Origin of the sequence: Devosia sp. XK-2 (assembly GCF_037113415.1) — a bacterium.
Classification (GTDB): Bacteria; Pseudomonadota; Alphaproteobacteria; order Rhizobiales; family Devosiaceae; genus Devosia.
This window is the reverse complement of the sequence record NZ_CP146608.1, coordinates 3110470-3137127: the sequence shown is the minus strand read 5'-3', so window position 1 is coordinate 3137127 and position 26658 is coordinate 3110470. Positions and strand designations below refer to the sequence as shown.

General features: G+C 62.3%; 21 protein-coding genes and 2 tRNA genes. 9 read left to right on the top strand and 14 right to left on the bottom strand.

Annotated elements, in window-relative coordinates; translation table 11 throughout:
• Nucleotides 1–110 precede the first annotated feature (110 nt).
• From V8Z65_RS15400 to V8Z65_RS15390, 3 genes are all read right to left on the bottom strand, one after another.
• Entirely contained in the window at nucleotides 111–962 is an 852-nt protein-coding gene (locus tag V8Z65_RS15400) for a fumarylacetoacetate hydrolase family protein (RefSeq protein WP_338721035.1), read from the bottom strand.
• An 80-nt stretch (nucleotides 963–1042) separates the two neighbouring features.
• The gene (locus tag V8Z65_RS15395; protein WP_338721034.1) at nucleotides 1043–1477 is read right to left on the bottom strand and encodes an RbsD/FucU domain-containing protein; all 435 of its coding nucleotides are present in this window, start codon (nucleotides 1475–1477) and stop codon (nucleotides 1043–1045) included.
• Between the two features lie 32 nt (nucleotides 1478–1509).
• Nucleotides 1510–2259, bottom strand: a complete 750-nt coding sequence (locus tag V8Z65_RS15390) for a GntR family transcriptional regulator (RefSeq protein WP_338721033.1) — start codon at nucleotides 2257–2259, stop codon at nucleotides 1510–1512.
• A gap of 118 nt (nucleotides 2260–2377) precedes the next feature.
• Here V8Z65_RS15390 and V8Z65_RS15385 point away from each other — a divergent pair, with 118 nt between their 5' ends.
• Complete coding sequence (locus tag V8Z65_RS15385) at nucleotides 2378–3928, top strand: altronate dehydratase family protein (protein WP_338721032.1); 1551 nt, start codon at nucleotides 2378–2380, stop codon at nucleotides 3926–3928.
• 233 nt (nucleotides 3929–4161) lie between these two features.
• Here V8Z65_RS15385 and hpt read toward each other — a convergent pair whose 3' ends face one another.
• The 5 genes from hpt to V8Z65_RS15360 form a co-directional block, all read right to left on the bottom strand.
• Nucleotides 4162–4698, bottom strand: coding sequence for a hypoxanthine phosphoribosyltransferase (gene hpt / locus V8Z65_RS15380; protein ID WP_338721031.1), 537 nt, complete (start codon nucleotides 4696–4698; stop codon nucleotides 4162–4164).
• A 259-nt stretch (nucleotides 4699–4957) separates the two neighbouring features.
• A complete protein-coding gene (locus V8Z65_RS15375) occupies nucleotides 4958–6385 on the bottom strand; it encodes a glutamate synthase subunit beta (RefSeq protein ID WP_338721030.1) in 1428 nt (475 codons plus the stop codon).
• A 174-nt stretch (nucleotides 6386–6559) separates the two neighbouring features.
• On the bottom strand, nucleotides 6560–11290 hold the full coding sequence (gene gltB / locus V8Z65_RS15370; protein ID WP_338721029.1) for a glutamate synthase large subunit: 4731 nt from the start codon (nucleotides 11288–11290) through the stop codon (nucleotides 6560–6562).
• Nucleotides 11291–11810: 520 nt separating this feature from the next.
• Nucleotides 11811–12284: a DNA starvation/stationary phase protection protein Dps gene (gene dps / locus V8Z65_RS15365; protein WP_338721028.1), complete on the bottom strand. Its 474-nt coding sequence runs from the start codon at nucleotides 12282–12284 to the stop codon at nucleotides 11811–11813.
• Nucleotides 12285–12434: 150 nt separating this feature from the next.
• Nucleotides 12435–12890 carry an Hsp20 family protein gene (locus V8Z65_RS15360; protein ID WP_338721027.1) on the bottom strand — a complete coding sequence of 152 codons (456 nt, stop codon included), beginning with the start codon at nucleotides 12888–12890 and terminating at the stop codon, nucleotides 12435–12437.
• 401 nt (nucleotides 12891–13291) lie between these two features.
• Here V8Z65_RS15360 and V8Z65_RS15355 point away from each other — a divergent pair, with 401 nt between their 5' ends.
• Entirely contained in the window at nucleotides 13292–14266 is a 975-nt protein-coding gene (locus V8Z65_RS15355) for an alpha/beta hydrolase (protein WP_338721026.1), read from the top strand.
• A 17-nt stretch (nucleotides 14267–14283) separates the two neighbouring features.
• Here V8Z65_RS15355 and V8Z65_RS15350 read toward each other — a convergent pair whose 3' ends face one another.
• Nucleotides 14284–14877, bottom strand: coding sequence for a LysE family translocator (locus tag V8Z65_RS15350; protein WP_338721025.1), 594 nt, complete (start codon nucleotides 14875–14877; stop codon nucleotides 14284–14286).
• Nucleotides 14878–14950: 73 nt separating this feature from the next.
• Here V8Z65_RS15350 and V8Z65_RS15345 point away from each other — a divergent pair, with 73 nt between their 5' ends.
• A complete protein-coding gene (locus V8Z65_RS15345; RefSeq protein ID WP_338721024.1) occupies nucleotides 14951–15403 on the top strand; it encodes an Lrp/AsnC family transcriptional regulator in 453 nt (150 codons plus the stop codon).
• Between the two features lie 33 nt (nucleotides 15404–15436).
• Here V8Z65_RS15345 and V8Z65_RS15340 read toward each other — a convergent pair whose 3' ends face one another.
• A complete protein-coding gene (locus V8Z65_RS15340; protein ID WP_338721023.1) occupies nucleotides 15437–16231 on the bottom strand; it encodes an inositol monophosphatase family protein in 795 nt (264 codons plus the stop codon).
• Between the two features lie 320 nt (nucleotides 16232–16551).
• The gene (locus V8Z65_RS15335) at nucleotides 16552–17535 is read right to left on the bottom strand and encodes an N-formylglutamate amidohydrolase (protein ID WP_338721022.1); all 984 of its coding nucleotides are present in this window, start codon (nucleotides 17533–17535) and stop codon (nucleotides 16552–16554) included.
• A 184-nt stretch (nucleotides 17536–17719) separates the two neighbouring features.
• Between V8Z65_RS15335 and V8Z65_RS15330 the strand changes: the two genes are divergently transcribed.
• The 4 genes from V8Z65_RS15330 to V8Z65_RS15315 all read left to right on the top strand — a co-directional run bounded on the left by V8Z65_RS15330 (nucleotide 17720) and on the right by V8Z65_RS15315 (nucleotide 20415).
• Nucleotides 17720–18079: a response regulator gene (locus V8Z65_RS15330; RefSeq protein ID WP_046105558.1), complete on the top strand. Its 360-nt coding sequence runs from the start codon at nucleotides 17720–17722 to the stop codon at nucleotides 18077–18079.
• Between the two features lie 106 nt (nucleotides 18080–18185).
• Nucleotides 18186–18260 (top strand) — tRNA-Val (locus tag V8Z65_RS15325).
• 28 nt (nucleotides 18261–18288) lie between these two features.
• Nucleotides 18289–18363: transfer RNA gene (locus V8Z65_RS15320), tRNA-Val, on the top strand.
• 93 nt (nucleotides 18364–18456) lie between these two features.
• Complete coding sequence (locus tag V8Z65_RS15315; protein WP_338724045.1) at nucleotides 18457–20415, top strand: PAS domain S-box protein; 1959 nt, start codon at nucleotides 18457–18459, stop codon at nucleotides 20413–20415.
• 7 nt (nucleotides 20416–20422) lie between these two features.
• Here V8Z65_RS15315 and V8Z65_RS15310 read toward each other — a convergent pair whose 3' ends face one another.
• Entirely contained in the window at nucleotides 20423–21037 is a 615-nt protein-coding gene (locus V8Z65_RS15310; RefSeq protein ID WP_338721021.1) for a pyridoxamine 5'-phosphate oxidase family protein, read from the bottom strand.
• 108 nt (nucleotides 21038–21145) lie between these two features.
• On the opposite strand from V8Z65_RS15310, the gene msrB reads away from it, so the two are divergent.
• A complete protein-coding gene (msrB, locus tag V8Z65_RS15305) occupies nucleotides 21146–21550 on the top strand; it encodes a peptide-methionine (R)-S-oxide reductase MsrB (protein ID WP_338721020.1) in 405 nt (134 codons plus the stop codon).
• 70 nt (nucleotides 21551–21620) lie between these two features.
• Here the strand turns inward: msrB and hrpB are convergent, their stop codons facing one another.
• Entirely contained in the window at nucleotides 21621–24071 is a 2451-nt protein-coding gene (hrpB, locus tag V8Z65_RS15300) for an ATP-dependent helicase HrpB (protein WP_338721019.1), read from the bottom strand.
• A gap of 156 nt (nucleotides 24072–24227) precedes the next feature.
• Between hrpB and V8Z65_RS15295 the strand changes: the two genes are divergently transcribed.
• A complete protein-coding gene (locus V8Z65_RS15295; protein ID WP_338721018.1) occupies nucleotides 24228–25094 on the top strand; it encodes an aldose 1-epimerase family protein in 867 nt (288 codons plus the stop codon).
• Here the strand turns inward: V8Z65_RS15295 and V8Z65_RS15290 are convergent, their stop codons facing one another.
• Complete coding sequence (locus V8Z65_RS15290; RefSeq protein WP_338724044.1) at nucleotides 25095–26618, bottom strand: ATP-binding protein; 1524 nt, start codon at nucleotides 26616–26618, stop codon at nucleotides 25095–25097. It abuts the gene before it with no gap.
• Nucleotides 26619–26658: the final 40 nt, after the last annotated feature.

Genomic DNA, 26658 nt, shown 5'->3' with positions numbered 1-26658 from the left:
GATCGAGGCGGTCTTGTGCGGGGCAGAAGCCTCCGGGTCGCGCCGCGAGGGCCGTAGCGTGTCTGGGACGGGGAGCAAGCCCCGTCCAGGCCTTGCGCGGGGGCGGAGAACTAGGCGCTATAGGCCTTGACGTTCTGGGTTTGCTCGCCCAGGCCCTCAATCCCCAGATGCATGACATTGCCGGGCTTGAGCCAGACCGGCTCGGGCTTGATGCCCATGCCGACGCCCGGCGGGGTGCCGGTGGTGATGATGTCGCCCGGCTGCAGGCTCATGAACTGGGACACATAGGAGACCACTTTGGCAACGCCGAAGATCATCGTCCTGGTGGAGCCGTTCTGGTAGCGCTTGCCATCGACCTCGAGCCACATGGAAAGGTTTTGCGGGTCGGCCACTTCGTCTCTGGTCACCAGCCATGGGCCGATGGGGCCGAAAGTGTCGGCGCCCTTGCCCTTGTCCCAGGTGCCACCGCGTTCGGTCTGGAAATGGCGCTCGGAGACGTCGTTGCAGACGCAATAGCCGGCCACGTGATCCATGGCATCGGCTTCCTCGACATAGCGGGCTTCCTTGCCGATAACGACGGCCAATTCGACTTCCCAATCGGGCTTGATGGCGTTTTTAGGAATGATGACATCGTCATTGGGGCCGATAATGGCGCTGGTGGCCTTCATGAAAATGATCGGCTCTTCGGGAATGGCGGCGCCGGTTTCGGCGGCATGATCGGCATAGTTGAGGCCGATGCAGATGAACTTGCCGACATTGGCGACGCAGGGGCCAATGCGCTGACCGTCATCGAGCTTTGGCAGCGAGTCGATGTCTGTAGCAGCGATCCTGGCCAGGCCTTCGGGTAGCAGGGCGGCGCCGCCAATATCAGATACCACGCCCGAAAGGTCGCGGATGGAGCCGTCAGCAGCAAGGATGGCGGGCTTTTCAGCGCCCTTGGCGCCGACGCGAAGCAGTTTCATGGCGGGGTCCTCCAAAAGGGTTCAGCAGCGTCATAAACGCTAACATGTTAGTGTGTCGAGGTCTGTTTTGAGCGATTCCGTCAGGCCTGCGGGCGAATGACGCCCTTCTTGAGAATTATGTTGCCATAGAGACGGGTTTCGCCGGTCTGGATGACGGCAGCCGCCTTCGCGGCGCGGTCGTAAAAGGCGAAGCGCTCGATCTTGGAATAGTGTTTTTCAGGCTCGTGGCGGGCGATGATGGCCTCAAACTCATCGTCGATGGGCTGGCGAGCAGTGGGATCGCCGACGACCTGCATGCCGATGGCGGTTTCCTCGACATATTGATCGAGCGGCAGAAGCGTGAGGATGGCATCGAGCATGGCGGTGGCCGAAATGCCGTCGGCGCGAATTGTCATCGGCCCCAAAAATTCCGCGGGGAAATTGGCGTCGGCGATGACCAGTTCGTCGCCATGACCCATGGCACGCAGGGTCGAGAGCAGTTCAGGGCCCAACAGGGCAGGGATGTTTTTCAGCATTATTTTGATCTCTTAGAGCGAGCGGCTTTGTCTCAGCCGAAGGGGAAATCGTTGTCTTCGGTGGTGAATTCGTGGCCATCGGCAAAAAGTGCGGGCTGTTCCTGCGCGAAGGCAAAGAGTTCGACCATGACGGCGTCGATATGGGCGCGGATCGCGGTAATAGCCTGGGGTGCATTGGCCGCCAGGATGCCATCGAAGATGGCCTGATGTTCGGCAATTGTGTGGTTGAGGCGGCGCGGCGTGATGATCAGTCGGCGGGCGCGATCGAGATTGGCGCGGGCCCTGTCGATGATGGATTTGACCTTGGTCAGCCGCATGGAGCGGAAGATGATGTCGTGAAAATCGACGTCGATCTGGTGAAAGGTCTCGGCATCGTCGCGGGACGCGGCTTCGCGCTGGGCCGCCATATTGGCGTGCAGGGCCGCAATGACGTCGGCATCGTGCTTGCCGATCAGCACGCGCAAAGCCTCACTCTCCAACCCCTTGCGAATAAGCATATATTCCCGGACGTCAGCGATCTTGACCAGGGAAACGGTCGAGCCGCGTTGGGGGGCGATATCGACCAGGCCCTCGTCGGCCAGGCGGGCCAGGGCCTCGCTGACGGGGAAGCGGGAGACGCCCAATTGGCTGCAGATGGCGGTTTTGTCGAGCACCATGCCGGGGGGCAGGGCGAGCGTGACAATGGCTTCGCGCAGGGCATTGGTGACGTCCACCGTGACCGTGCCGCGCGAGAAATCGCCTGCTGAACCAAGAAATTGATAGGGACTGGCTTCCGTTTTCATGCTAACATGTTAGTTAGAGACGCGTTGAATGACAATGCCGGTCCTCTCGATTGCGGGTGCAATCTGGCGAGAAAAGCCGGCGGCGTAAAGCGCTTGAACCGACCCCAGGACCCCTTTGATGAACGAACATGTCGTCGAGCCGCAAGGCAAAACACTCGTGCTCAACGCCGCCGACAATATTGCTGTCGCGCTGGCCAATCTGGAAGTGGGGACGCCAACGCCCGAGGGTGTGAGCATTGTTCGCCGGGTGCCGCGCGGACATAAATTTGCGACCAGGCCGATCATGGCGGGTGAAGCGGTGATCAAGTTCGGCCAGATCATTGGCTTTGCCAAGGAGGGCATAGCGCCCGGCGATTGGGTGCATGAGCACAATTGCGGCATGGGTGGACCGGATGGTTCGCTGATGCATGATTATGCCTTTGCCGAAGGGGCGATGCCGGTTGACATGCTGGCGGCAGACAAGCGCGCGACCTTTCAAGGTTATAAGCGCGCCAATGGCGCCGTCGGCACGCGCAATTATGTGGGCATCCTGACCTCAGTGAATTGTTCGGCGACGGTCGCCAAATTCATGGCGGAAGCGATCAACAGCTCCGGCATATTGGATGATTATCCGGAGATCGATGGGGTGGTCCCGTTCGTGCATGGCACGGGCTGCGCCATGGATACGCATGGCGAAGGCTATCAAATCCTCAGGCGGACGCAGTGGGGCTATACGTCCAACCCCAATCTGGGTGCGGCATTGCTGGTGGGCCTTGGGTGCGAGGCGTTTCAGATCGACCGCATGAAAGAGGCCTATAACCTTAAGGAAACCGACACCTTCCAGACCATGACGATCCAGGAGATCGGCGGCACGCGGAAGATGATCGATTGGGGCGTGGAGCGGATCAAGGAGATGTTGCCGGTGGCCGCCAAGGCGCGGCGCGAAACGGTCGATGCGTCGCATCTGACGCTGGCGCTGCAATGCGGCGGTTCGGACGGCTATTCGGGCATTACCGCCAATCCGGCGCTGGGCGTGGCCGTGGACACGCTGGTCAAGCATGGCGGCACGGCGATTCTTTCGGAAACGCCGGAAGTCTATGGCGCCGAGCATATGCTGACCCGCCGGGCGGTGACGCGCGAGGTGGGCGAGAAGCTGATCGAACGGATCAAATGGTGGGAGGATTATACGCGGCGCAATGGCGGGGAGATGAACAATAATCCCTCGCCGGGCAACAAGCTGGGTGGCCTCACCACGATTCTCGAAAAATCGCTGGGCGCGACGGCCAAGGGCGGATCGACGCCGCTGACGGCGGTTTATGAATATGCCGAGAAAGTCACCGAAAAGGGCTTTGTGTTCATGGACACGCCGGGCTTCGATCCGGTGTCAGCCACGGGCCAGGTGGCTGGCGGGGCCAATGTGCTGTGCTTTACCACCGGGCGTGGCTCGGCCTATGGCTGCAAGCCGGTGCCGTCGATCAAGCTGGCCACCAATTCCGAACTCTATGGCCGCATGACCGAGGACATGGACATTAATTGCGGCGATATCGTCGAGGGTGTTTCCATCGAGGCCAAGGGGCAGGAGATTTTCGAGCATGTGCTGCGGGTCGCCTCGGGAGAGAAGACCAAGTCCGAAGCGCTGGGCTATGGCGACAATGAATTTGTGCCCTGGCAGGTTGGGGCGGTGATGTAGTTCCCCTCCCCCTTGAGGGGAGGGGCTAGGGGTGGGGTGTGGTGACATTCACGGGTGCCGAGCTAGTGACGGCCTCGACACCCCCACCCTGCTCGACTTGACGGACTTGGCTAGGCCAAGTCCTATCTCGCTTCCCTCCCCTCAAGGGGGAGGGAGAGATCGAGTGTTATTGCAGAGCCTGTTCAAGCGCCGATGCCACAGCTCCCCTTCTGGAAGAGGCCGAGAAACTACTGCTAGGTAAACCTTACTTTGCCGATATGCGGCAAATTTCGGTTGCGCTGGGCGTAGTCGATGCCGTAGCCGACGACGAATTCGTCGGGGATGTCAAAGCCGATCCAGCGGGCGGGGACGTCGGTTTCGCGGCGGGATGGCTTGTTGAGCAGGGCGCAGACTTCCATGCGGCGCGGATGGCGGGTCTCGAGGATTTCGAGGACGTGTTTCAGCGTGTGACCGGTGTCGATGATGTCTTCGACCACCAGCACGTCGCGGCCGGCGATTTCGCCGCGCAGGTCTTTGAGAATGCGCACTTCGCGGCTCGACTCCATCGCATTGCCATAGGACGAGGCTTCGATGAAATCGACCTCGACCGGCAGGTCGATCTCGCGGACGAGGTCAGCGATGAAGATGAAGGAGCCGCGCAAGAGGCCGACGACAACGAGCTTTTCGGTGTCCTTGAAGGCGTCAGTGATTTCATGGGCCAGGGCCTCGACGCGGGCGGCAATGGCCTTGGAGGAAATCAGCTTGTCGACGGTATAGGGGGCTTGGGGCATGGATGGCTCCGGGCTGTGTACCGGCGTTCTAGCCAGTTTAGTCGCGGAAGAGCAATGAATTCCCTTCTCCCCTGAGGGGAGAAGGTGACGCGAAGCGGCGGATGAGGGGTTCAGCATCGACGCAGGGGCCAGATGACTGAACCCCTCACCCTAGCCCTCTCCCCTCAGGGGCGAGGGGACGATGGAGCCGTGCCGTCGTGTTTTGCCAGGCGATGATCGCCCAGAGCTCCCACCATAACTGGAGGGAGATGCCGCAAATCTACCGAGGCAAATCCGTCTTGCCCATGAGGTCGAAATCGATGGAGCGGGCGGCCTGGCGGCCTTCGCGGATGGCCCAGACGACGAGCGACTGGCCGCGGCGCATGTCGCCGGCGGCGTAGACCTTGGGGACCGAGGTCTTGTAGCTCATCGTATCGGCAAACAGATTGCCGCGCTTGTCCAGATCAGCGCCCAGTTCGGTCAGCATGCCCTCCTGCACCGGGCCGGAAAAGCCAATGGCGAGAAGTACCAGATCGGCCTTGATGACGAATTCGGTGCCGGGGATCGGCTGGCGCTTGCGGTCCACGCGGGCGCATTCGACGCCGGTAACATGGCCATTGGCATCGCCAATGATCTTCATGGTGCCGGCGGAGAATTCGCGGATGGCGCCTTCGGCCTGGCTGGACGAGGTGCGCATCTTGACCGCCCAATTGGGCCAGTTGGTCAGCTTGTTCTCCAGCTCGGGCGGCATGGGGCGCACGTCGAGCTGGGTGACGGCAATGGCGCCCTGACGAAAGCTGGTGCCGACGCAGTCTGATGCCGTGTCACCGCCACCCACAACCACGACATGCTTGCCGGCAGCGGTGAGCTGGAACTCGTTCGACACATCCTCGCCACCGACGCGGCGGTTCTGCTGCACGAGGAAGGGCATGGCGAAATGCACGCCGGCAAACTGGTTGCCTTCCACATCGACCGGGCGCGGCTTTTCCGCGCCACCGGCCAGCAGCACGGCATCGTGGCTGTTCTGCAGCTCGGAGAGCGGCGTGGTGACGCCGACATTGACGCCATAGTGGAAGGTGACGCCTTCGGCTTCCATCTGGGAAACGCGGAAGTCGATATGGTCCTTTTCCATCTTGAAGTCGGGAATGCCATAGCGCATCAGGCCGCCGGCCTTGGGCTCGCGCTCATAGACATGGACGTCATGACCGGCGCGGGCGAGCTGCTGGGCCGCAGCCAGGCCAGCAGGACCGGAGCCGATAACGGCGACCTTCTTGCCCGTCTTGGCCTTGGGCATTTGCGGCTTGACCCAGCCGGACTTGATGGCCCGGTCGGCAATGGCCTGCTCAACGGTCTTGATGGCGACCGGCACATCTTCCAGGTTCAGCGTACAGGCTTCCTCGCAGGGCGCGGGGCAGATGCGGCCGGTAAATTCGGGGAAGTTATTGGTCGAGTGGAGGTTGCGGGCAGCCTCTTCCCAGTCGCCATTATAGACGAGGTCGTTCCAGTCCGGGATCTGGTTGTGGACCGGGCAGCCGGTATCGCCATGGCAGAAGGGAATGCCGCAATCCATGCAGCGCGCGGCCTGATCGACGACCTGGGCCTCGCGCAGCGGAATGGTGAATTCGCCAAAATGGCGGATGCGATCAGAGGCCGGCTCGTAGCGGGGCTCTTCGCGTTCAATTTCGAGAAAGCCGGTTACCTTACCCATGGCTCTGCTCCTTGGAATTCTGAACCGGAGCCTGTGGCTCCTGCGCACCCTCCCCCTTGAGGGGAGGGCTGGGGAGGGGGTGGTCTTGTGGTCCGTTGACGGACCCCCACCCTCGGTCCCTCCCCTCAAGGGGGAGGGAGGCGACGGGGTCGCCAATATGGTGAACTTGCAACATCACTCTGCCGCCGCCTGGGCGCCCGATGAGCGCTTCTTTTCCATCTCGAGGATGGCGCGGCGATATTCGACGGGCATGACCTTGACGAATTTGGGACGCATCTCGACCCAGTTCTCCAGGATCTGCTTGGCGCGGGTGGAGCCCGTATAATGCAGATGGTTGGAGATGAGCTGATGCAGGCGCTCGTCGTCATGCTTGGTCATGTCGCCCGAAATATCGACGCGGCCATGCCATTCCAGATCGCCACCATGGTGGTGGAGCTTGCGCATGAGGTCTTCTTCCTCCTGCACCGGCTCAAGATCGACCATGGCGAGATTGCAGCGCGAACGGAACGAGCCGTCTTCATCGAGCACATAGGCGACGCCACCCGACATGCCGGCGGCAAAGTTGCGGCCGGTCTTGCCGATGACGACGACGAGGCCGCCGGTCATATATTCGCAGCCATGATCGCCCGTGCCTTCGACAACGGCAATGGCGCCTGAATTGCGGACGGCGAAGCGTTCGCCGGCAACACCACGGAAATAGCACTCGCCTGAAACAGCACCGTAAAGCACGGTATTGCCCACAATGATCGAGTTTTCCGGAACAATGCCGATCTTGTCGGAGGGCCGGACGACGATGCGGCCGCCCGAAAGACCCTTGCCGACATAGTCATTGGCGTCGCCGATCATGTCGATCGAAATGCCCTTGGCGAGGAACGCACCGAAAGCCTGACCGGCTGTGCCCTTAAGGGTGATCGAAATGGTGTCTTCGGGCAGGCCGGCATGGCCATATTTCCTGGCGAGGGCGCCCGAGAGCATGGCGCCAGCCGAACGGTCGCGGCTCTTGATCGGCAGTTCGATCTGCACCGGGGTGCCGTTTTCGAGCGCCGGGGCGGCCAGTTCGATCAGCTTGCGGTCCAGCACGGCTTCGAGGTGATGGTTCTGCGTTTCCGAGTGGAACAGGGTGTCGCCACCCAGCGGTTCGGGCTTGTAGAACACCTTGGCAAGGTCGAGACCCTGGCTCTTCCAGTGATCTTCGGCGCGGCGCTGGTCGAGCAGGTCGGAGCGGCCGATCAACTGATCGAGCGTGGTGGCGCCGAGCGAGGCCATCAGGCCGCGCAGCTCTTCGGCCACGAAGAAGAAGTAGTTGATGACGTGTTCGGGCGTGCCCTTGAAGCGCTTGCGTAGCACCGGGTCCTGGGTGGCGACGCCAACCGGGCAGGTGTTGAGATGACACTTGCGCATCATGATGCAGCCTGCCGCGATCAATGGCGCGGTCGAGAAGCCGAATTCGTCGGCACCGAGCAGAGCGCCGATCAGAACGTCACGTCCGGTCTTCAAACCACCATCGACCTGCAGCCGCACGCGCGAACGCAGGCGGTTGAGCACCAGGGTCTGGTGGGTTTCGGCCAGACCGATTTCCCATGGGCCACCGGCATGCTTGAGGGAGGTCAGGGGCGAAGCGCCCGTGCCGCCATCATAGCCGGAAATGGTGATGTGATCGGCGCGCGCCTTGGCGACGCCGGCCGCAACCGTGCCGACACCAACCTCGGAGACGAGCTTGACCGAGATGTCGGCCTGTTCATTGACGTTCTTGAGATCGTAAATGAGCTGGGCGAGATCTTCGATGGAATAGATATCGTGGTGCGGCGGGGGCGAAATCAGGCCCACGCCGGGCGTCGAATGGCGGGTCTTGGCGACGATCCAGTCGACCTTGTGGCCGGGCAATTGGCCGCCTTCGCCGGGCTTGGCACCCTGTGCGACCTTGATCTGGATCTGGTCGGAATTGACCAGATATTCGGTGGTGACGCCGAAGCGGCCCGAGGCGACCTGCTTGATGGCCGAGCGCAGGGGATTGCGCGACCCATCGGGCAGGGGCTTGTAGCGATCCGGTTCTTCACCGCCTTCACCGGTATTGGACTTGCCGCCAATGCGGTTCATGGCGATGGCGAGCGTCGTATGCGCCTCGCGGCTGATAGAGCCGAAGGACATGGCGCCAGTCACGAAGCGACGGACGATTTCGGCGGCCGGTTCGACCGCCTCGAGCGGCACTTCAGCGCCGAGCGGCTTGATGTCGAAGAGGTTGCGGATGGCCAGATAGCCATTGTCGCCCGAGTTCACATGGGCGGCAAAGCTGTCATAGCGCTCCTGGGCGGTTTCCGGGCTGTCCTCGGCGGTGCGCACGGCATGCTGCAGATCGGCCACCACATCGGGCGACCAGGCATGCTTTTCGCCGCGGATGCGGAAGGCATATTCGCCGCCGACATCGAGCGCCTTGCGCAGAACCGCATCGTCGCCAAAAGCCGAAGCGTGACGGCGCACGGTTTCTTCGGACACTTCGCCAAGGCCAACGCCTTCGATGGAGGTGGCGGTGCCGAAGAAATACTTCTTCACGAATTCGGAGTTGAGGCCGATGGCGTCGAAAATCTGGGCGCCGCAATAGGACTGGTAGGTCGAAATGCCCATCTTGGACATGACCTTGAGCAGGCCCTTACCGACGCTCTTGATATAGCGATAGACGACCTCGTCCGCCGAGACTTCGGGCGGATATTCGCCTTCGGCGTGGAGGGCGGCCAAGGCCTCGAAGGCCAGGTATGGGTTGATCGCCTCGGCGCCATAGCCGGCCAGCATGGCGAAATGGTGCATTTCGCGCGCCTCCCCGGTTTCGACCACGAGACCGGAAGAGGTGCGCAGACCCTTGCGGATCAGGTGGTGATGGACGGCAGCCGTGGCAAGCAGCGCGGGAATGGCGATGCGGTCGGCCGCGACCAGACGATCGGAGAGGATGATGATGTTGTATTCACCGCGCACCGCTTCTTCGGCGATGGCGCAGATGTCCTCAAGGGCGGCTTCCATGCCGGCGGCACCCTTGTCGGCCATATAGGTGATGTCGATGGTCTTGGTCTTGAACTGGTTGTCGCGCATGTCGCCAATGGCGCGGATCTTTTCGAGATCCTCATTGGTCAAAATGGGCTGACGCACTTCCAGGCGCTTTTCGCGGCTGGAGCCTTCGAGATCGAGAATGTTGGGACGCGGGCCGATGAAGCTGACCAGCGACATGACCGATTCCTCGCGGATCGGGTCGATGGGCGGGTTGGTGACCTGCGCGAAGTTCTGCTTGAAATAGGTGTAGAGGAGCTTGGACTTGTTCGAGAGCGCGGAAATGGGCGTATCCGTGCCCATCGAGCCGACGGCTTCCTGGCCGGTCGTGGCCATGGGCGCCATCAGGAGCTTGATGTCTTCCTGGGTGTAGCCAAAGGCCTGCATGCGGTCCAAGAGGCTTTCCGAGCTCTTGGGGGCCTGACGCTCGGTGGCGGGCAGGTCCTCGAGCACGATCTGAGAGCGGGCGAGCCATTCGGCATAGGGGTTCTTGGTAGCAAGCGCCTTCTTCACCTCTTCGTCAGAGATGATGCGGCCTTCTTCGAGGTCGATCAGCAGCATGCGGCCCGGCTGCAGGCGCCAACGCTCGACAATGTCCTCGTCGGGAATGTCCAGAACACCCGATTCCGAGGCGAGGACCACGTGGCCTTCCCTGGTGACGAGATAGCGGGCGGGCCGGAGGCCGTTGCGGTCGAGCGTGGCCACGACGTAGCGACCGTCCGACAGCGACATGGCGGCCGGACCGTCCCATGGCTCCATCAGCGCGGCGTGATATTCGTAAAAGGCGCGACGCTCTTCATCCATGAGCGGGTTGCCGGCCCAGGCTTCCGGGATCAGCATCATGGCCGCGTGGGGCAGCGAATAGCCGCCACGCACGAGGAATTCGAGCGCGTTGTCGAAACAGGCAGTGTCCGACTGGCCTTCATAGGAGATCGGCCAGATCTTGGTGATGTCGTCGCCGAACTTGGGCGAGGAGACCGAGGCCTGGCGTGCCGCCATCCAGTTGACGTTGCCGCGAATGGTGTTGATCTCACCATTGTGGGTGGTCATGCGATAGGGGTGAGCCAGCTTCCAGGAGGGGAAGGTGTTGGTTGAGAAGCGCTGGTGCACCAGGGCAATGGCGCTTTCGAAGGTCTCGTCGTGCAGATCGGTATAGAAGGCGCCAAGCTGGTCGGCCAGGAACATGCCCTTATAGACAATGGTGCGGGCCGACATGGAGACGACATAAAAGCCATTGTCGCTGTCGCTCTGGGGCACTTCCTTATAGACCGAGTTGGAGATGACCTTGCGCACGATCAGCAGCTTGCGCTCGAATTCATCCAGGCTCAGGCCTTCGGGACGGGCAATGACCATCTGTTCGATGATCGGCTGGGTGGCGATGACGCCTTCGGAGAGCCTGGAATTGTCGGTGGGCACGGTGCGCTCGCCAAGCAATTCCAGCCCTTCGGCCTCAAGACAATGCCGCACGACCGACGCGCACTTGTCGCGCAGGGCAGTGACATTGGGATAGAAGATCATCGCCACGGCATAGTGGTGCTTTTCAGGCAGGGCGAAGGGCAGGACCTTGGCAAAAAAGGCATGCGGGGTCTGCACCAGAATGCCGGCGCCATCGCCCATCAAGGGATCAGCGCCAACGGCACCGCGATGTTCCAGGTTCTCGAGGATTTCGAGACCCTTCTGCACCACTTCGTGGCTGGGCTTGTTCTTGATATTGGCAATCATGCCGATGCCGCAGGCATCATGCTCGTGGGCGGGATCATAAAGACCCTGGGCCTGGGGGCGGCCGTCAACGCGCTTGCCATCCAGAATCAGGGTTTTGCGATTGGCAGTCTCGGTCTGGGCGGGAATTCCGGTCCGTACGTTTGCCATGGCTCAACCTCGTTCTGTTCGGGCCCTCAAAGGGCTTAATGCTTCGTCTTGCGCATCCTGCTGGTGCCGGCTGGCCGGCGGGGCGGATGCATGGTTTCCTCTGGGGCGCAGTGTTCAGCCGGGTCGTACTACACGAGTACGGCTCGAATGAGCAAATTGCGATCCTTTGTGGGGAGCGGCACTGCATCCAAATGGCCGCTCATAATTCGAGCTCGGGCGAATTGTGTTCACCCATATTAGCTCCGCCTGTCCGTTTCCGCTATCGACTAGCGGTCCAGCCGGACCAGCGTGCGCGCTGACCGCGGAGAGCGGGGCGACGCGTCAGATAGGACAGAGATACTGCCCTAACGAGGGGCACATTTGCATAATTCAAAACTAGGGGCAAGCGATTTTGCCGCTTTGTGGTCACAATAAATAGGACTTGGCGGCAAAACCGATAGGAAACTGTAGGAAAACGGGTCCAAAAACAGCGCTGATCATATGTTGATCAGGTATTCTCTAGCGATCCAGTCTAGAAATCCTATTCCAGATGCGACTTGATGAACCAGAGATTCTTGTCGAGGTCTCGGGAATAGGCGGTCAGGATATCGGCGCTATCGGCGTCGCCGGCCTCATCGGCTGTGTCGATATCCTCGCGCACCTGATTGGCGAGCTTGCCGAAGCGATCTGCCAGGGCCGCGAGGTGATCGGGAACCTGCTTGATATCGGTCGGGTAGGCATCAAGGCTGGTGGCCTTGACCACGGCCTGGCTGGTGCCCAGGGGCGTACCGTCGAGCTGGGCAATGCGCTCGGCGATGATGTCGACATGACCATCGATGGCGGTGCGCATGGGATCGAGCATTTCATGGACGGCGATGAAATTGGGGCCTTTGAGATTCCAGTGAGCCTGTTTGGTGGCCAGGGCCAGATCGATGCTATCGGCCAGGCGGGCATTGAGCAGCTCGATTACAGTGGATTTAGCATTGGCCTTAAGGGCGATGGCTGGGGTTTTCATCGGCACACATCCTGTTGCTAGGGTTGAAAGGAGTTGGCGTGAGGCCATGCCTGATCAACTGGCGGCGTCCAGACTTGTTCCGGGTCAATAGAAAAAGGCGCGATCCTTGCGAGATCGCGCCCTTTCCCAATCCGATGGACTCGGAATGGCTTAGTTTACTGACTTGTCCTCAATGGTGGCGGTGCCGCCATTGATCTGGATAGTGCGCGCCTTCTTGCTTTCGGGCAATTCGCGCTTCAGTTCCAGATGGAGCAATCCGTTCTCGAGCGTGGCGCCCTGAACCTCGACATAGTCGGCAAGCTGGAACCGCAGCTCGAAAGCGCGTTCGGCAATGCCGCGATGGAGGAATTCACGCTTGTTATCGCCACTTTCGGCGGGTTTGGCGCCTTTGACGACCAGACTGTTCTCCTTGGTCTCGACGGCGATGTCGCCATTGGAGAAGCCGGCCACGGCAATGGAGATGCGATAGGTATCATCGCCAGTGCGCTCGATATTGTAGGGCGGGTAGGTCTTGGCTTCCTGGGCGCCCAAAGTGTCGAGGCGGTTGAACAGACGGTCAAAGCCGACAGTGGAGCGGTAGAAGGGGGAAAAATCGATCGTTTGCATGGTCACATTCTCCGAGTTGAGCAACGTGGTTGAGTGTCGACCGGTGCCTGCGGTGGTGCTCCCTGAAGCGGCGAGCAACCCTTTGGACAGGGCCGGTGTCCCCGGCAAATCCGGCGGACAGCAAAGATGTAGGTGCGCGCAAAGCCGGTTCAAGGGGCCGCAGAGATGAACCGCAGATGAATGGTCCGCTCCAGTCCCGTTCAGGTGCAAAGGCCTAAAAGCGGATATGTGGACATGACCGGACAGCTCCGGCCTGACGTTCACACCCCTGGCGGTTCCATCACCCGCCCCCCGCATGGAACCGCACAGATCCGAAAAGCCAGCAACCAATCCCGGTTGCTGGCTTTTCTTTTGTGACATTGCCCGCTTATGGTCGTTGCCGCAGCGCGTGAGGCCATGAAGTGAACGCCCAAGTCGAACCCGATGGACCAAAACTGGTCTCTATTCCCTCCAATCCGGTGCCCGAAGGGGCGCGGGTCGGCTATTTCACCACTTCCGACAAGGTACGGCTGCGCTATGCGCTCTGGCCGAAAACGGAGGGGCCGCAAAGGGGCACGATATGCCTGGTGCAGGGGCGGACCGAATATATCGAGAAATATTTCGAGACCATCGCCGATCTCCGCAAGCGCGGTTTTTCGGTTGCGACCTTTGATTGGCGCGGTCAGGGCGGTTCGGACCGGCTGATCAGAAATCCCCATGTGGGCTATGTGGACCGGTTCGAGGATTATTGGACTGATCTTCGTTGCTTCCACGCCGAAATCCTGCTGCCCGATTGCCCGCCGCCCTTTTGTCTGGTCGGGCATTCCATGGGCGGATTGGCGAGCCTGATAGCTGCAACGCGCGACCGGATGATGTTCGACCGGGTGTTTCTCAGCGCCCCCATGGTGGGCCTTAATGGCATGGACGAAAGCCTTGGCCGCTGGGCGATGATTGCCGAGGCCATCAGCTTTTGCGGCCTGGGGCATCTGCCGCTTCAGCGCAGGGGCGACCGGCGGCCCGATGAAGCCATGTATCCGGACAACCCGCTGACCTCGGACATGCTGCGCTACAAGCGCATGGTAGAGACGGTGCGGGCCGATGACGGTCTTTATATCGGGGCGCCCAGTTTCCGCTGGCTGGCCGCCGCCATGCGGGCCATGCTCGAAACGCGGCATGACCGCTTTCCGGGCGAGATACGCATCCCCCTGCTCATTCTGGCAGCGGCGCGCGAGCAGATCGTCTCCACCCCTGCCATAGAGCAATTGGGCCTGCGTCTGCGGACCGGGCGGCATATGGTGATTGCCGGATCGCGCCATGAAATGTTCATGGAGAGCGATGCGGTGCGCGGTCAGGTCTTTGCGGCCTTTGATGCCTTCATTACCGAGCAGAGCAGCTAAAAGGGCCGCGCCCACGGCTAATGGGCAAGGGCCGGATAGAGCGAGGCGACCAGCAGTGCCGCCATCAGGACGTTGAAGGCGCGCAGGCGGCGGGGGGTGGAGAGAAACCGGCCGAGCCGATCGCCCGCCAATACCCAGACGCTGATCGAAGGGGCGTTGACCAGACCGAAGACCAGGGTCACCGACAGCACCAGCTGGAGCGAACCGCCACCGGCATAAACGGTCATTGCCGTCAGGGCCATGGTCCAGGCCTTGGGGTTGACCCATTGGAACAGGGCAGCCTGCCAGAAGGTCATAGGACGACTATCGACCGCCCGCTCGCCCATGGTTGAGGTCGTGGCAAGCTTATAGGCCAGATAGAGCAGGTAGAGCGCACTGAGGACCCTGAGCACGTCGTGGCTATAGGGAATGGCGTCAAAAACGCCCATCAGCCCCACGCCCACAAGGCCGACCATCACGGTAAATCCGATACAGACACCCAGCGCGTGAGGCACGGTTCGCAGGGCGCCGAAATTGACCCCCGATGCCATGAGCATGAGATTGTTGGGCCCCGGGGTGATGGAGGAGACCAGGGCAAAAACGGCCAATGCGGTCAGGATATCGTGGTTCATGGCGCAATGATTGCGTAGGTATGGCGCAATGTGCCATCAATCTTAGCAGTCATGAGCCATATTTGAGCAATCTATGATCGATATTGACGCGAAAGATCATGAAATATTGTCCATTTTGGAGCGCGATGGGCGCATCACCAATCTGGCGCTGGCGGCCAGGGTAGGGCTGTCGCCATCGGCCTGCCTGAGGCGGGTGCAGGAGATGGAGAAGGCCGGGCTGATCACCGGCTATCGCGCCGTCACCGACCGCGCCGCGCTCGGGGTGGGTTTTATCGCCTATATTGCGGTGGGGCTGTCAGATCATTCCCAAGCGGCGCAGCGCGCTTTCGAGCAGGCCGTGGCGCTCGCGCCGCAAGTGCGCGAATGCCACAATGTTACCGGCACGATCGAATATATTCTCAGGGTCGAGGTCGCCGATATTGGCGCCTATAAGAGCTTCCATACCGATGTGCTGGGCACGCTGCCGGCCGTACACGCGCTGACGACCTATGTGGTGCTCGATTCGACCAAGGATTTGCGGGCGTAGAGCGTATCAGCCTGAACGTGAAACGTCCCGGCGTCAGGCCCGGTTGACCAGCTCCAGGGCCTGGTCCAGCAGTTCCGGTGTTGCGGCGGCCACGACATTGCCGCCGGTGGTGGGCTCGGACCCGTCCCAGCAGGCAATGGCGCCCCCGGCTTCCCGGATGATCGGCACGAGAGCTGCGATATCGTAGGTATTGAGGTAGGGCTCGATGACCAGATCGGCCTGGCCTGCGGCGAGCAGGGCGTAGCCGTAGCAATCCATGCCGAAGCGTTGCAGGCGGGTGGCATTTTCCACCGCCAGCCATTTGTTCCAGTGCTCGCCTTTGAAAAGGTTGGGGGTGGTGGTGAAGACACGGGCGGCGGCCAGCTCGGTCTGCCCGCTGGCGAGGTTTGTGCGCAGCAATTCGCCGCGCCGATAGGTAGAGCGTCCCGGGACCGCCAGGAACTCCTCGCCGATAAAGGGTTGGCTCATCAATCCGGCCACCGCCACCTGGTCTATGGCAAAGCCGATCAATGTGCCCCAGACCGGAGCGCCCGAGATGAAGGCGCGCGTGCCATCGACCGGATCGATGATCCAGCTATAGCGGCTCTGGCCAGTCGTGCCCCATTCCTCGCCAATAATGGCGTGGTCGGGGAAAGCGTCGGCAATGATGGCGCGAATGACGGTTTCGGCGCCCTTGTCGGCTTCGGTGACGGGGTCGAAGCCGGCATCGAGCTTATTGTCGATGGCAATGGGTGTGCGAAACAGGGGCAGGGTATGCGCCGCCGCCGCCGCACCGGCCGCGCGCAGAATGGTCTCAACTTGTGCAAAATCGATCGATGTGGCGGGCATTTCAGAACTTTCGGGCTGGCGGGCTGACAAAGCGCAGATTTGTCAATGGTTTGGAGTTGAGCACAGTGAATTGAACGCGGAAGCGAAGGGCTATTTATCTATGAGTGCTGTGTCTGTTCTGATTCATTTTTGCAACAAGAATAGGCTGAACTGCTGTGCATATTGGCATGAACACTTGCCGGTGGCCGCGAATGGGTTCATCGACAAAGGGCATGGTGCGTTGCCGGACTGCCGGGCATTTTGGATGCCGCGTCCGGCGAACATCGTTCCTCCCTTGACTGGGGCCGTCTTTGGGGGCGGCCCCCTTGTTTTGCGGGGATTTACTCGGCGGCGGCCTGTTCGGGCAAGGTCGAGACGCCGGCCAGGGTCACCAGATCGAGGCCCACAAGCGTCATGATCAGCCGTTCGATCAGCGCCTTGATGGTTTCGAAGCCGGCATTCTTCTCCAGCGTCACCTCGTTCATATATAGGTGGCGGCTGATTTCGATCTGCAGCGCGTGCACGCCATGTTGCGGCCGGCCATAGGCCCTTGTGCAGAAGCCGCCGGCATAGGGGCGGTTGCGGGCAACCCGCAGCCCCGCCGAGGCAAAGACGGTTTCGACCAGATCGACCAGTGGGGCGGCGCAGGTGGTGCCATAGCGGTCGCCAAGCACGATATCGGGCGTTGCCCGTTCGCCATGCCGGCCCAGGCGCGGCATGGAATGGCAGTCTATCAAAACGGCGAGACCGAAGCTGGCCATGCTCTCGGAGAGCAGTTTTTGCAAGGCGGCATGATAGGGGTGATAAATGCCCTCGATGCGCATGCGCGCATCTTCCAGGGTGAGCCGTTCGCGATAGATCGGCTTGTTCTCGGCCACGACCCGCGCCAGCGTGCCCAGGCCCGCCGCGACCCGCGGCGATGAGGTGTTGAACCGGTCCGAGAGCGGCTCGACGAACATTGTGGGGTCGAGTTCCCAGGGCTCGCGATTGACGTCGAGATAGGCCCTGGGGAAATGCGCGCGCAAAAGCGGCGCGCCCAGATGTGGCGCCCGGCCGAAAAGCTCGTCGACATAGGCGTCTTCGGATTGGCGGATCGAAAGATGATCGAGCCGCGCCATATTGAGGAAGCGTTCAGGATAGACACGGCCCGAATGGGGCGAGTTGAAGACGACGGGGGCAACCAGCCGTCGTGGCCGCACCGTCTCGAATGCCGGTTGATCCCAATAGTCGGACCGCACGCCGCCTCCCTGTTTGGCGGATTTACCCGCCAGCACCTGTGGGAGCATGGCCTTGCCGGTGAACCGATATCGGCGTTTCCGGGCCATGTTCCAGTGATTTGCTAAGGACAAGTTTCGCGCGGGACGCCGCGATTGTCCAGAATTGTTGCATTTGTGCGAACAACGCGGAAAAGGGACGATCCAAAGCAGCTAGAGGTTGCGAAAGCGGCCCGGTGGCATAAACATCGGCGCAAATACCGACTCAGCGCTGCCCCTGCCAAGAGGACCCTTGATGAAGCGAATCCTGCTCGCCGAAGATGACAACGATATGCGCCAATTTCTGACGCGGGCCCTCAAGAATGCCGGCTATGAGGTGGTCTCGTTCGACAATGGCCTGAGCGCCTATGAGCGGTTGCGCGAGGAACCGTTTTCGCTGCTGCTGAGCGATATTGTGATGCCGGAAATGGACGGTATCGAGCTGGCACGCCGGGCAACCGAGCTCGACCCGGATCTCAAAGTGATGTTCATTACCGGCTTTGCAGCGGTTGCCCTGAACCCTGATAGCGACGCGCCCAAGGATGCCTCGGTACTCTCCAAGCCGTTCCATCTCAAGGACCTGGTCAACGAGGTTGAGCGGCTGCTAGCGGCCTGAGACGCGAGAAATTCACAGGGTGCGGGAAGCCCCTTGACCTGGGCCACGAAATTGTGGTCTATCCGCGCCACCGGAGACGCCGCAGGGCGCTCTGTCCCGGAGAGATGGGCGTGTAGCTCAGCGGGAGAGCACTACGTTGACATCGTAGGGGTCACAAGTTCGATCCTTGTCACGCCCACCATCTCTCTTTCTTCCCTGCCTCGGGCAGCGGGTGCGTAGCTCAGCGGGAGAGCACTGCCTTCACACGGCAGGGGTCACAGGTTCAATCCCTGTCGCACCCACCATTTTCTTCTTCTCTGTCGGTTCATCGATGCAACCTAACGGGTGGCCGCTCGTTAGCGTTTCCGGGCTGGTTTAGAGTGAGCAATGGTGACGGCATGGGCGAAGACGGCAATGGGGCCGGCACAATGGATGAAGATTCGCGCTTTCGACTGCTCGTGGATTCCATTACCGATTATGCCATCTATATGCTCGATACCAATGGCGTGGTGACGACCTGGAACAAGGGCGCCGAACACATCAAGGGCTATAGGGCCGACGAAATTGTCGGACGGCATTTTTCCATCTTTTATACCCCGGAAGATCGCGCCAGCGGCTTGCCGGAGCGTGCGCTGGCAGCAGCGCTGCGCGATGGGCGGTTTGAATCGGAAGGCTGGCGGGTCCGCAAGGACGGCAGCAGGTTCTGGACCAATGTCGTGGTGCATACAATCCGCCAAGCCGACGGCACCGCAATCGGCTTTGCCAAGATCACCCGGGACCTGACCGACCGGAAAAAGGCGCAGACTGCCCTGGCCGAGAGCGAGGAGCAATTCCGCCGCCTCGTGCTCAATGTGACGGACTATGCCATCTATATGCTCGACGCCAATGGCGTGGTGACGACCTGGAACCAGGGCGCCGAGCGCATCAAGGGCTATTGTGCCTCCGAGATCGTGGGCAAGCATTTTTCCACCTTTTACCCCGAGGAAGACCGCGCCCGCGGCCTGCCGCAGCGGGGGCTGGAGACAGCCCGGCGCGAGGGGCATTTTCAGGCCGAGGGTTGGCGTGTGCGCAAGGACGGGACGCGGTTCTGGGCCAGTGTGGTGATCGACGCCATCTATGCCGAGGACGGCACGGTGGTCGGTTTCGCCAAGATCACCCGCGACGTGACCGAGCGCATGGAACAGCAAAAGCGCCTCGACCAGGCGCGCGAAGAGTTGTTCCAGGCACAAAAGATTGAGGCCATCGGCCAGCTCACAGGCGGGGTGGCGCATGATTTCAACAATCTTCTCATGGTGGTGCTGGGAAGCCTGGAAGCCCTGGGCAGGCGCTTGTCGCTGGACAGCCGGGAGTCCAGGTTGCTCGATAATGCCTTGCAGGCCGCCCAGCGGGGCTCGCAATTGACCCAGCGCATGCTCGCTTTTGCCCGCAAGCAGGAACTGGAGCAGAAACCGGTGGATTTGCCCGACCTGGTGCGCGGAATGAGCGAGCTGCTCGGGCATACGCTTGGCTCATCGATCCAGATCGAAACACGATTTCCCCTGAGCCTGCCCAAGGTCTTCGCCGATCCCAATCAGCTTGATTCAGTGCTGCTCAATCTGGCCGTCAATGCGCGCGACGCGATGCCCGATGGCGGTTCGCTGGTCATTTCGGCGCGGCCGGCCGAGGCGGAGGCGGATGACCCGCATCTGCAACAGGGACGCTATGTCGTCCTGGCCGTCACCGATAGCGGCCAGGGCATGGACCCCGACACGTTGGCCCGGGCGACCGACCCCTTCTTTACCACCAAGGGCGTGGGTAAGGGCACGGGGCTGGGTCTGTCCATGGTGCAAGGCATAGCGGAGCAATCGGGTGGGCGGATGCAGATCGAGAGCCGTGTCGGGGTGGGCACCAATGTGCAAATCTGGCTCAAGGCGGTGGATGAAACCGCCGCGCCCTGCCAACCCGAGCGGCAGGATGGTCAGGCCGCCCCCGCCGGCATGGACCGAAAGCTCACAGTCCTTGCGGTCGATGACGATGCGCTGGTGCTTCTCAACACGGTCATGATCCTTGAGGAACTGGGCCATGACGTGGTCGAGGCGCATTCGGGCGAAAAGGCCCTGGCCGTGCTGGAGCAAAGGCGCGATATCGATGTCCTGATCACCGATCAGGCCATGCCGCATATGACCGGCGTGGCCCTGGCGAGGGAGGTCGCCGGCCGGTGGCCAAACCTGCCCGTCATTCTGGCCAGCGGTTATGCTGAAATCAACGACGCTCGGGCGCTCCGGCTACCCAGGCTGGCCAAACCCTTCGGGCGGATCGAATTGGAGCGGGTGCTGCGCCGGGTTTCGGAAGGGATGGGATCGGCTGTCGCGCGGTAAAGCGGGGCTACCACATGGTCTGCTTGGCCCGCTCGGGCCAAGCCTGATCATAGCTCTCGCCGCCGACCTGATTTTGCGTCATGGAGGCCAGAATCTGCCCCGGACTGGGCAGGGTCGAAGGATCGACATGGCGCTCCGGGTTCCAGAGTTCGGAACGGATGATGGCGCGGGCGCATTGGAAATAGAGCTCGTCGATTTCCATGACGATGACCGAGCGGGGCGCCTTGTCCTCGATGGCGAAGCTTTGCAGAAGATCGGGATCGATCGAGAGATGGGCCCGACCGTTGACGCGCAAAGTGGTGCCCGAGCCGGGAATGAGGAAGAGGAAAGCGCAGCGCGGGTCGCGTAGGATGTTGCGCAGGCTATCGATGCGGTTATTGCCGCGTCGGTCGGGCATCATCAGCGTCTTATGGTCATGAATGCGGACAAAGCCCGGCTTGTCTCCGCGCGGCGAGCAATCCATGCCTTCAGGGCCAATAGTCGCCAGCGCGACAAAGGGGCTGGCCTCGATCAAGCGCCGATATTCGGGCGTCACGCCATGGGCGACCTTGACGGTGGAGGCAGGAACGGGGGCAGGCTGGTAGAGCGCATGAAGCTGGTCGAGAGAGGTTATGGTGGTCATTGAAGGCCCAATGGCTTGGCGGCGTTTGCCGGCAGAGGATGCGCTAGGATTGGCATGTAACTGAGCCTATATCTGGCGCGAATGAAAGGTCGACAAAGGAGTGATACCATGGACGGCCATGCTTTCCCTGTAACCCGGACCGATGCCGAATGGCGCCAGCGCCTGACGGACGAACAATATTACATCATGCGTCAGCATGGCACCGAGCGTCCCGGCTCCTGTGCCTTGCTGCATGAAAAGCGCCAGGGCACTTTTGCCTGTGCTGGCTGCGATACGCCGCTCTTTGCCTCAACGCTGAAATTTGAAAGCGGCACGGGCTGGCCGAGCTTTAACGACCCCATTCCCGGTTCGGTGGAGACCACGACCGACCGCAGCCATGGCATGGTCCGCACCGAGGTGCATTGCGCCACCTGCGGCTCGCATCTGGGCCACGTCTTCCCCGATGGCCCGCCGCCCACCGGGCTGCGCTATTGCATCAATGGGGTGGCGCTCAATTTCATCGCCAACGAATGAAAGTGGCCCCGGACGAAAGTTCGGGGTCTTTTCGTCTCCCCGAGGGGGAGATGAAGAAGAGGTTCTTAGCCTATGTCCCCCTTGGTTTCGCTCTGCTCGTCGCCGGCGCGGCGATAGGATCGTCGGGCCAGGGGTGGCGTGGATAGCGCCCCTTGAGGTCGCGCGCCACATCCTGCCAGCTTCCGCGCCAGAAACCGGGCAGGTCGCGTGTGGTCTGGATGGGGCGGTGGGCCGGTGAGAGCAGCACCAGCAATAGCGGAATTTTGCCATTGGCGATGGATGGATGGCGGTCGAGCCCGAATAGCTCCTGCACGCGGATTTCCAGCGCCGGGCCATTCTCGGCGGCATAGTCTATGGGGATATGGCTGCCCGACGGGGCGTGGAAATGACTGGGCAGGAGTTTTTCCATCTCCTGCTTCTTCGTCCATGGCAGCAAGGTTTCGAGCGCGGCGCCCAGATGGTCGGCATTGATGGCAGCGAGGCGGGTTTCGCCCAGCAGATGCGGTGCCAACCAGGTAGCGTCGGCTGCAAGCGCGGCGTCGGAAAGGTCCGGCCAGTCCGCAGCCAAGGACTGGTGCAGAAAAGTGGCGCGAGCGCGCAGGGCCTTTTGATCCTTCGACCAGGGCAGAGTCTCGGGGCGCTTCAGCGCTGCTTCTGCCAGGAGGTTGGCGGCTGTCTCAAGGTCGGTGACGGGCGCGGTTTCGTCGGCCAGTCGCAGTGCGTCGAGGCGTCGCTCCCGACGGGCGCGGACAGCGCCCGTTGCCGCATCAAAACGCAGCGTGGTCTGGTTTGTGATGTGGCCGGCAAACAGCGCTTCCAGATCCGTTGCCTCGAGCGCGGCGGCGGAGCGGATGCGGCCCTGGGTGGCGCTGCCGGTGACATCGGCAATGACGAGGAAAGGCGCGCCGGCGAGCGCATGGGTTTCGTCCAATTGCGCCTGGCGTCCATTGGCCAGCCGGAAGCGGCCGCGCGGCCCGGCTGGCTGGGCGACCCGGTCGGGGAAAGCCCGGGCGAGATGATGGCCGGCGGAAAGCTGTTCGCCCGCGGCCCCACCGGCCAGCTTCGCCCAGCGCCTGGCCATGGCTCTTGCGTCGTCGGCCCGGCGTGAGCGGTCGGTGCGGAAACGCTCGAGGCGGCGGCCGAGATCGGTATCCTCGCTGCCCAGCCCGCGCTCGCCCAACAGGACGGCCAGCTCTGCGGCTGTGCCGGCGTCGCCGTCTTCGGCACCGGCCAGGATCATATGGGCCAGCCGGGGATGGAGGGGCAGCCTGGCCAGGGCTTTGCCCGCTGTGGTGAGCTGGCCGGTCGGGTCGAGCGCGTCGAGCCGGACAAGGAGCGCCTTGGCTTCGGCCCAGGCGGGGGCGGGCGGGAGATCGAGAAAGGCGAGGGCCCTGGGGTCGGTGACACCCCAATTGGCCAGATCGAGTACAAGGCTGGACAGGTCGGCCGCCAGGATTTCGGGCGTGTCGAAAGGCTCGAGAGCGGCGGTTTGTCCCGCATTCCAGAGGCGGATGCAAACGCCCGGACTGGTGCGGCCGGCGCGGCCGCGGCGCTGATCGGCTCCGGCGCGGGAGACGCGGCGCGTGGCCAGCGTGGTCATGCCGGTGGCCGGCTCATAGACCGGCACGCGCCGAAAACCGCTATCGATGACGATGCGTATTCCTTCAATGGTCAAGGAGGTTTCGGCAATCGAGGTGGCCAGAACGATTTTGCGCCGGCCTTCCGGCGCGGGCTGGATGGCGCGATCCTGCTCGGCCGGGGACAATTGGCCATAAAGCGGCGCCAGGTCGGTGTGAGGGGGCAGGCGGTCCGCCAGCCGTCCGGCGGTGCGGGTAATCTCGCCCTGACCGGGCAGGAAAACCAGGGCCGAGCCTTCATGTTCGCGCATGGCCGCGAGCGTGGCGCTGGCGACCTGATCCTCGAGACGCTGCAGCGGATCGGGTTCGGAATGGACGGTTTCGACCGGAAAGGTGCGGCCGGGACTGTCGATGACCGGGGCATGATCGAGCAGTTCGGCGACGCGGGCGCCATCGATGGTGGCGGACATGACAAGAATTCTAAGGTCGGGCCGCAGGGCGCGGGCATCCAATGCCAGGGCGAGCCCCAAATCGCCGTCCAGGCTCCGTTCGTGAAACTCATCGAAGATGACGGCTGCAATGCCGCTCAGCTCCGGATCGTCCAGCAGCAGCCGGGTGAACACGCCCTCAGTTACCACTTCGATCCGCGTCCTGGCGGAGACTTTCGTTTCCATGCGCACGCGATAGCCCACGGTCTGGCCGACCTGCTCGCCCAAGAGCCCGGCCATATGCCGGGCCGCGGCACGGGCAGCCAGGCGTCGCGGCTCAAGCATGATGATGCGGCCATCGCGTCGCCAGGGGGCATCGAGCAGGGCCAGCGGCACGCGCGTGGTCTTGCCGGCGCCGGGCTGGGCGACGAGGACCGCCGAGATGCCCTGGTCCAGCGCCTCTTTGAGCATTGGCAGCGCAGCGTCGATCGGCAAAGGCGGGAAGGGCTGGGGCATGAACTAGGCGATACTCCGGGCGGGCGGCCCGCTGCAAGAGGCGGGGTGCCGCGCCTGGTCTTAGGTGCTCGTTCACGGCTTGCGTACTTGCGGGTTCTCCAAATGCATATAAGGGGTTAGTGTGCACCTCGTTCCACCATGGACCCGGAGTGGCGCATGCAATTGACCCGTATCGCCAATGATCAGATCACTGTCGATGTGGCCGCCTTGGGCGCGGAGATGCAATCGATCCAGACACGAGATGGGCGCCATTGGCTCTGGCACGGCGACGCCGCCCATTGGACGGGGCGCTCTCCCATTCTCTTTCCGATCGTGGGCAAGGCGCCCAATGACACGATCAGCGTCGAAGGCCTGCGCCTGCAGATGAGCCAGCACGGCTTTGCACGGCGCAGCAATTTCGAACTGGTGGTGGAAGAAAGCGACCGTTGCGTCTACCGGCTGACGGCCTCAGAGGCCAGCCGGGCCATGTATCCTTTCGATTTCCAGCTCGACGTGGAGCATGTGGTGGAAGGGCGCGCGGTGGTTGTGTCGACCGAGGTCACCAATCGCGATCATCGCGTCATGCCGTTTGGCATCGGTTTTCATCCGGCCTTTGCCTGGCCGCTGCCGGGTGCCGAGGGACGGCCGCATCTGGTCGAACTCGATGAAGGCGGCGCGCCGGCGCTGCACCGGCTTTCGGGCGGGCTGGTGGAGCCGGAGGCCCTGCCGTCTCCCTTTGAAAATGGCCGGCTGGTGCTGGAACAAAACCTGTTCGCTCAAGACGCTATGCTGTTCCCCGAGGGGGCGGGCGCGGGTCTGCTTTATGGACCGGAGGCAGGGCCGCAGGTGCATTTCACCTGGGAAAACCTGCCCAATTTCGCGCTCTGGACCAAGCCGGGCGGCGATTTTATCTGTCTCGAGCCATGGCATGGCACGGCGGCAGAGGTGGGCGGCTCGGACGAGTTGGGCGAACGGCCGTTTTCCGAACTGCTGGGGCCGGGCGCGCGGGCGCGGTATTCGTTCAGGGCGGAATTGCGGGGGTAGCTACTCTGCCGCGCCGCGTTCGTCGACGAGAGCGTCAGGGCCATTGGGGTCGCCGGGGGCGGTTTCGGTGCCGAGATCGGGGAAGGCGGCGATGCGTGCGCCGCGAAAATCGGTGCGCAGAACGATCAATCCGCGCTCTTCGAACCACGTGAGGAGACGCCTGGCCCTGCTTGATGAATGGGTGCCGTAAAGGCGCGCCAGAGTGGCGTCGGAGGGGCAGGGGGCACCGGTCAGGGCGGCCTGGGCGATGACGAGGAAAACGCCTTGCACGTCGTCGGTCAGGGTTTCGGACAGCGTCAATGCCTGCTGCCAGCCATCGGATGACGCGATCTCTTCATCCGGGGCAACGCGGGCCACGGCCAAGAGGCGCTTGAAGGCGGGCAGGGCGGGGGGATCGCCGGGCACGCGGCGAATGCGGCAGCGGACGAGAAAATCCTGATAGAGCTGGGCGGTGGTGCGGAAGCCGGCATCGGGATCGCTCATCAATTCGACCATGACGGCCTGAATCATGGCTTCGCGCTCGGCCTCATCGATTTCGGGGAAAAGCGAAACCGGCTCTTCGGGGGCTTCAGCGCGGGCACGGGCACGGGCTTCTGCAACCTGCGCCAGCAGTTCATTGGTGGATGGCGGGGGCGGTGGTGCTGGGCGGCGGACGATGGGACGCGCCAGTTCCTCGGGGTCCTGGGTGAAAATAAGGTCGGCGGCGTCGGCCGGTGCCTCGGGCAGAGGCGTCAGTTTGGGGCTGGTCGAGCGGGCCGAGGTTTCCACCGCGCCGATGACGATGGGCAGGGGGCGCCGGGAAATGGCGGGGCCCAGGGCAACGAAATGGCCGCGCGCCAGATCGCGGAACTGTTCGGCCTGGCGGCGATCCATGCCCAGAAGATCGGCGGCACGGGCCATGTCGATATCGAGAAAGGTGCGGCCCATGAGGAAATTGCTGGCCTCGGCCGCCACATTCTTGGCCAGCTTGGCCAGGCGCTGGGTGGCGATGACCCCGGCGAGGCCGCGCTTGCGGCCGCGGCACATGAGATTGGTCATGGCGCCGAGCGAGAGTTTGCGCGCTTCGTCGGAGACTTCGCCGCCGGCGGCGGGGGCGAAGAGCTGGGCTTCATCGACGACGACAAGGACAGGATACCAATAGTCGCGGTCGGCATCGAACATGCCGCCCAGAAAGGCGGCTGCGGCGCGCATCTGCTGTTCGGCATCGAGCCCTTCAAGGTTGAGGACCACCGAGACACGGTGCTGACGCACACGCGTGGCAATGCGCGTCAATTCGGCCTCGGTGCGGGTGGCGTCGACGACCAGGTGCCCGTATTTATCTGAAAGCGTTACGAAATCGCCCTCGGGATCGATGATGCATTGCTGCACCCATTGGGCGGATTGCTCCAGCAGGCGGCGTAGCAGATGCGATTTGCCAGACCCCGAATTGCCCTGCACCAGAAGGCGCGTGGCGAGCAATTCCTCGAGATCCATGTGGGCTGGGCCGGCACCCCGGCTTTCTCCCATGTCGATGGCGACCTGCATCATGTCTCCGGCTGGATGCGTCTCATCTCCAGCGGGAAGG

What these genes read in the sequence shown, in the direction of transcription:
- V8Z65_RS15295 (WP_338721018.1), top strand. Translation starts at nt 24,228, where the DNA reads ATGCAATTGACCCGTATCGCCAATGATCAGATCACTGTCGATGTGGCC.
- V8Z65_RS15395 (WP_338721034.1), bottom strand. Translation starts at nt 1,477, where the DNA reads ATGCTGAAAAACATCCCTGCCCTGTTGGGCCCTGAACTGCTCTCGACC.
- gltB (WP_338721029.1), bottom strand. Translation starts at nt 11,290, where the DNA reads ATGGCAAACGTACGGACCGGAATTCCCGCCCAGACCGAGACTGCCAAT.
- V8Z65_RS15390 (WP_338721033.1), bottom strand. Translation starts at nt 2,259, where the DNA reads ATGAAAACGGAAGCCAGTCCCTATCAATTTCTTGGTTCAGCAGGCGAT.
- V8Z65_RS15315 (WP_338724045.1), top strand. Translation starts at nt 18,457, where the DNA reads ATGGGCGAAGACGGCAATGGGGCCGGCACAATGGATGAAGATTCGCGC.
- V8Z65_RS15375 (WP_338721030.1), bottom strand. Translation starts at nt 6,385, where the DNA reads ATGGGTAAGGTAACCGGCTTTCTCGAAATTGAACGCGAAGAGCCCCGC.
- hpt (WP_338721031.1), bottom strand. Translation starts at nt 4,698, where the DNA reads ATGCCCCAAGCCCCCTATACCGTCGACAAGCTGATTTCCTCCAAGGCC.
- V8Z65_RS15340 (WP_338721023.1), bottom strand. Translation starts at nt 16,231, where the DNA reads ATGCCCGCCACATCGATCGATTTTGCACAAGTTGAGACCATTCTGCGC.
- V8Z65_RS15335 (WP_338721022.1), bottom strand. Translation starts at nt 17,535, where the DNA reads ATGGCCCGGAAACGCCGATATCGGTTCACCGGCAAGGCCATGCTCCCA.
- V8Z65_RS15350 (WP_338721025.1), bottom strand. Translation starts at nt 14,877, where the DNA reads ATGAACCACGATATCCTGACCGCATTGGCCGTTTTTGCCCTGGTCTCC.
- V8Z65_RS15360 (WP_338721027.1), bottom strand. Translation starts at nt 12,890, where the DNA reads ATGCAAACGATCGATTTTTCCCCCTTCTACCGCTCCACTGTCGGCTTT.
- V8Z65_RS15385 (WP_338721032.1), top strand. Translation starts at nt 2,378, where the DNA reads ATGAACGAACATGTCGTCGAGCCGCAAGGCAAAACACTCGTGCTCAAC.
- V8Z65_RS15310 (WP_338721021.1), bottom strand. Translation starts at nt 21,037, where the DNA reads ATGACCACCATAACCTCTCTCGACCAGCTTCATGCGCTCTACCAGCCT.
- msrB (WP_338721020.1), top strand. Translation starts at nt 21,146, where the DNA reads ATGGACGGCCATGCTTTCCCTGTAACCCGGACCGATGCCGAATGGCGC.
- V8Z65_RS15400 (WP_338721035.1), bottom strand. Translation starts at nt 962, where the DNA reads ATGAAACTGCTTCGCGTCGGCGCCAAGGGCGCTGAAAAGCCCGCCATC.
- V8Z65_RS15345 (WP_338721024.1), top strand. Translation starts at nt 14,951, where the DNA reads ATGATCGATATTGACGCGAAAGATCATGAAATATTGTCCATTTTGGAG.
- dps (WP_338721028.1), bottom strand. Translation starts at nt 12,284, where the DNA reads ATGAAAACCCCAGCCATCGCCCTTAAGGCCAATGCTAAATCCACTGTA.
- V8Z65_RS15330 (WP_046105558.1), top strand. Translation starts at nt 17,720, where the DNA reads ATGAAGCGAATCCTGCTCGCCGAAGATGACAACGATATGCGCCAATTT.
- hrpB (WP_338721019.1), bottom strand. Translation starts at nt 24,071, where the DNA reads ATGCCCCAGCCCTTCCCGCCTTTGCCGATCGACGCTGCGCTGCCAATG.
- V8Z65_RS15290 (WP_338724044.1), bottom strand. Translation starts at nt 26,618, where the DNA reads ATGCAGGTCGCCATCGACATGGGAGAAAGCCGGGGTGCCGGCCCAGCC.